The sequence below is a fragment of the uncultured Tepidimonas sp. genome, assembly GCF_938045175.1.
Classification (GTDB): domain Bacteria; phylum Pseudomonadota; class Gammaproteobacteria; order Burkholderiales; family Burkholderiaceae_C; genus Tepidimonas.
The window spans coordinates 1-4405 of sequence record NZ_CALIND010000139.1 but is presented as its reverse complement, the minus strand read 5'-3'; the positions used below and the strand labels follow the sequence as shown (position 1 = coordinate 4405).

The following is a 4405-nucleotide window of genomic DNA, read 5'->3' as shown; positions in this document are numbered from 1 at the left end:
GAGGTCAACACCTGCTTGGGGTCGCCTTCCTCTTCGATGCGCCCTTGGTGCAAAAAGACGACGTGGTTGGAGACCTCACGCGCAAAGCCCATTTCGTGCGTCACGACGACCATGGTGCGGTGCTCCTCGGCCAGGCCCTGCATCACGCGCAGCACCTCTTGCACCAGCTCCGGGTCGAGCGCGCTGGTGGGTTCGTCGAACAGCATCACCTCGGGCTCGACCGCCAGCGCCCGGGCGATGGCCACGCGCTGCTGCTGCCCGCCGCTCATGTGCGCGGGGTAGCGGTCCTCCACGCCCTTAAGGCCCACACGTTCCAGGTATTTGCGCGCGATGGCCACGGCTTGATCGCGCGGTACCTTGAGCACATGCACCGGCACCTCGATGATGTTTTGCAGCACGGTCATATGACTCCAGAGGTTGAAGTTCTGGAACACCATGGCCAGCCGGGTACGCAGCCGCTGCAGTTGGACAGGATCGGCCGCCTGTAACTCGCCGTCCGCCGCGGGCTTGAGGCGTAGCTCCTCGCCCGCAACGACGATGCGCCCCGCATGGGGCTTTTCCAGCAGGTTGATGCAGCGAAAAAAGGTGCTCTTGCCAGACCCGGAGCTGCCGATGATGCTGATGACGTCGCCGGCGCGCGCCGTCAGCGACACCCCTTTGAGCACCTCGTGGCCGCCATAGCGCTTGTGGATATCTTCGACCTGGAGTTTGATGGGGGCGTTGCTCATGGAAATCGTTCGATCGTGGGGCGTTGCATCACTCGGACAACAGATTGCCGGTGCGCACCGGCCGGTGGCCCGCCACTTTGGCCACCGTCAAACCGGCGGGGGCGTAGCGTTCTCGCGTACGGGCGTACAGTACGCCACCCTGCGCGGTGCGCAACAGGGCTGTCTGGCCAGAGAGCGGGTCGATGATCTCGGCAACGAGCGCACCGGGCGACAGCACCGTGCCCACCTCGGCATGGAAAGCGATCACGCCGGGGCAGGGGGCCTTGAGCGTTTCCGATCCGGCCAGCGGCGTGGGGACGAAGCGCGGCTCGGGAACCGGGCCGGGGTCACCCGCGATGACGCCGAGATGCTGCAGGTAGCGCCAGATGGCGTCGGCGTCGCGCTCGGCCCAGGCGTGGCCGACGTCCGCTTCGCCGCGCAGCTCGACCGTCGCGCTGGCGCAAGCCTGCGGCAACGGCACCTCGATGCCGTGCGCCGCTAACCGCGCCGCCAACTGTGACCACAGCCCGGAGAGCTGCTCGTCGAACGGCTGGCCACCCGCGCCGTAGTCGGCCACCAGCACGGTCTGCGCGCCCAGCCAGCAGGCCAGTGGTTCGAGCGGCGGCCAGCACGCGGTTTCGCTGTACAGGTGCAGCACGGCCTCGGCGTCGCAGTGCAAATCGAGCACGACGTCGGCATCGGCCGCCAGGCGATACAGCGTCAGCCGCAAGCCTTCGAGTTCGGTCAGCGGCGTCTGCTCGGACAACCAATCGAGCACCGCAGCGCGCACCATGGCCACGTTCTTGTCGAGGTCCGAGCCCAGCTCGCGACCCACTCGCTCGAACGCCACTTGCGCCAGATCGGGGTAGGACCGGTTGAAATTCTCGGAGGTGTTGAGCTCGAACCGCCCCATGGGCCGGTGATCGATGCGCTGGGCCAGCCCGATCGGGTTGGCCACCGGCACCAGCACCACCTGCCCCAAAACCTGCCCGGATCGCTCAGCCTTCATCAGGCGCTCACGCAAGTGGTGCGCGACCAGCATCCCTGGCAGCTCATCCGCATGCAGGCTGGCCTGGATATACACCTTGGGGCGCGCTGCTGCCACGCCGTAATGCAGGCTGGTCAGCGTGCGCGTGCTACCGAGGCTGGTGCAGGGCAGGGTATGGTGACGGGCGTCCATTCAGGTTCGGCGGGGCGCCAAATGGGCCAAAAAGCGTCGTTCGGCCCACTTGAACAAGCCCACCAGCATGAAAGTGATCGAGAGATAGATGGCCGCCGCGAACAGGTAGGCCTCGAACGGCAAATAAAAATCGGAATACACGCGGCTGGCCGCCGCCGTCAGGTCCAGCATCGCCGGTACCGTACTCGCCAAGCTGGTGCTGTGCAGCATCATGACGACTTCATTGCTGTACGCGGGTAGCGTTCGCCGCAGCGCGCTGGGCATGACGATACGCCACAATACCTGCCGCGGCGACATACCCATGGCACGTGCGGCCTCGATTTCGCCGGCCGGGGTTTCGCGGATGGCACCTGCCAGCATCTCGGCGGTGTAGCCGGCCGTATTGAGCGCAAACGCGAGCAGGGCACAGAAAAACGCGTCTTTGAACCAGGTCCATGGCCAAATGGCATCCCAGCGGGCCTGCACCCATTCCAGTTGGGCGATGCCGTAATAGATCATGTACACCTGGATCAACAACGGCGTGCCACGGATCACGTAAGTGTAGCTGCCTACCAACCAACGCAGCCAGCGATAGCGGCTATTGAGCGCCAGCGCCAAGAATAGCGCCAATGTCGCCCCAAAAGCAAGCGACGACAGCAACAGCTTGAGTGTGGTGGCCAGGCCCTCGCCGTACAACTGCAATTGGGCCGGCTCAAAAATCACAGACCAGTTCACGATACCCCATCCGGCCGATCAGCCTTGCCACGATGAGACGCGGCGCACGCCAAGACTGAACCGTTCGTTGAGCCAACGCAGGGCTCGCAACGAAATCGATGTGTAAACCAAAAACAGCCCGGCCACGAAGACGAAGAAGAAAATCGGCTCACGCGTGGCTGCGGACGCCTGTTTGGCCAGATACGTCATATCCTGCAACCCTATCAAACTGACGAGCGCAGTGCTTTTGATGAGTACCAACCAATTGTTGGTAAAGCCAGGCAGGGCGTAGCGAACCATTTGTGGCAGTGTGATGCGAATGAACGTTTGCAGCCGCCCCATGCCAAACGCCCAGGCCGCCTCCATCTGTCCACGAGGAATGGCCAGAATCGCGCCACGAAATGTCTCCGTCATGTATGCGCCATAGATGAAGCCGATGGTGCCCACGCCCGCGACGAAGGGGTTGATGTCGACGGCTTCCGTGTGGCCCAGCGTCTCGAGCAAATGCGTCAGGCCAATGGTGCCGCCGTAGAAAACGAGCAGCATCAGCACCAGTTCTGGGACGCCACGCACCACAGTGGTGTACACCGTGGCCAACGCCGAGAGAACAGGATGTCCAGACAATTTGGCCGACGCCCCCAGCAACCCCAAAACGATCGAGACAGCCAGGGACAACAGAGACACCGCCACGGTGAGCAGCGCCCCCTCCAAGATGCGAGGAATATAGTCGAGCATCGGTGCAACGAAAAACGCGCCGCACCGGTTCGACACCGGGCGACGCGCCCTTCACTCCGTTCGATTATTTGCCGTACGGATCGAAGTCGAAGTATTTCTTGGCGATCTTGTCATAGGTACCGTCGGCGCGGATCGCCTTGATCGCGGCATTGATATCGGCCTTGAGCTTGTCTTGGCCCTTGCGCATCGCCACACCGGCCCCATAGCCGAAGTATTTCGGATCGTACAGCTCGGGACCAACGAAGCCGTAGCCCTTGCCCTCGGGTTTGCGCAGGAAGCCACCCTGTACCTCGACCTTGTCGGCGACCGTGCCATCCAGGCGTCCGGCTTTGATGTCGAGATAGACCTGGTCTTGCGCCTCGTAGGGGATGACCTGCACACCGGCGGGTTTGAGCTCGCCCATGGCGTATTTCTCTTGCGTGCTGCCCTTGAGCACGCCGATTTTCTTGCCCTTGAGCGACGCGGGGCCGCTGTAAGGCGTGCCTTCCTTGACGACGATGCCGCTGGGGGTGTTGTAATACTTGTCCGAGAAGTCGACCACCTTTTTGCGCTCGTCGGTGATCGACATCGAGCTGATGATGACGTCGTACTTGCGCGCCATCAGACCCGGGATCATGCCGTCCCACACTTGCTCGACATAGACGCACTTGCGGTTGAGCTTGGCGCAGATGGCTTCGGCGATGTCGACGTCGAAGCCCGTGGGCTTGCCATCGGGGGTTTTGTAGGTGAAGGGCTCGTAGGTGGGATCGATGGCGACCTTGAGCTCGTTGCTCTGGGCCTGGACAGTACCCGTGGCCAAGGCTGCGGCAAGCCCAATGGCGTGCAGAACGTGACGACGATTCATGAAGATGTCACCAGGGTAGTCGAACATATCAAGCATTGTAGGGGCTACCAAGAGTGAAGGCCGGCTATGGTTTACCCGCGGAGCTCCCTGACTGATGACTTAACATAATACAAATTGTAGAACTTTTGAATCACGATTCCCGGGCGCGCTCACGCGCCCGCAGCGCCTGGCGCAGCGCACCCCACAGTGACCAGACCAGCAGCGCGCCACAGGCCAGCATGAAGCCCAAGCTGATCGGGCGCTCGA

Annotated in this window: 5 protein-coding genes; all 5 read right to left on the bottom strand. The window is 62.7% G+C overall.

Annotated elements, in window-relative coordinates:
• Nucleotides 1-728, bottom strand: a 728-nt coding sequence (locus Q0716_RS07355) for an ATP-binding cassette domain-containing protein (protein ID WP_299021493.1), incomplete at its 3' end; no start/stop codon positions are given.
• Nucleotides 729-756: 28 nt separating this feature from the next.
• The gene (locus tag Q0716_RS07350) at nt 757-1887 is read right to left on the bottom strand and encodes a succinylglutamate desuccinylase/aspartoacylase family protein (protein WP_299021491.1); all 1131 of its coding nucleotides are present in this window, start codon (nt 1885-1887) and stop codon (nt 757-759) included.
• The gene (locus tag Q0716_RS07345) at nt 1888-2601 is read right to left on the bottom strand and encodes an ABC transporter permease subunit (protein ID WP_299021488.1); all 714 of its coding nucleotides are present in this window, start codon (nt 2599-2601) and stop codon (nt 1888-1890) included.
• Nucleotides 2602-2619: 18 nt separating this feature from the next.
• Nucleotides 2620-3315 carry an ABC transporter permease gene (locus tag Q0716_RS07340; RefSeq protein ID WP_299021486.1) on the bottom strand — a complete coding sequence of 232 codons (696 nt, stop codon included), beginning with the start codon at nt 3313-3315 and terminating at the stop codon, nt 2620-2622.
• Nucleotides 3316-3379: 64 nt separating this feature from the next.
• Complete coding sequence (locus Q0716_RS07335; protein WP_299021484.1) at nt 3380-4186, bottom strand: ABC transporter substrate-binding protein; 807 nt, start codon at nt 4184-4186, stop codon at nt 3380-3382.
• Between the last annotated feature and the right edge of the window lie 219 nt (nt 4187-4405).

Excerpts from the sequence above, each read along its gene's own strand:
- Q0716_RS07340 (WP_299021486.1), bottom strand. The coding sequence starts at position 3,315 with ATGCTCGACTATATTCCTCGCATCTTGGAGGGGGCGCTGCTCACCGTG.
- Q0716_RS07350 (WP_299021491.1), bottom strand. The coding sequence starts at position 1,887 with ATGGACGCCCGTCACCATACCCTGCCCTGCACCAGCCTCGGTAGCACG.
- Q0716_RS07335 (WP_299021484.1), bottom strand. The coding sequence starts at position 4,186 with ATGTTCGACTACCCTGGTGACATCTTCATGAATCGTCGTCACGTTCTG.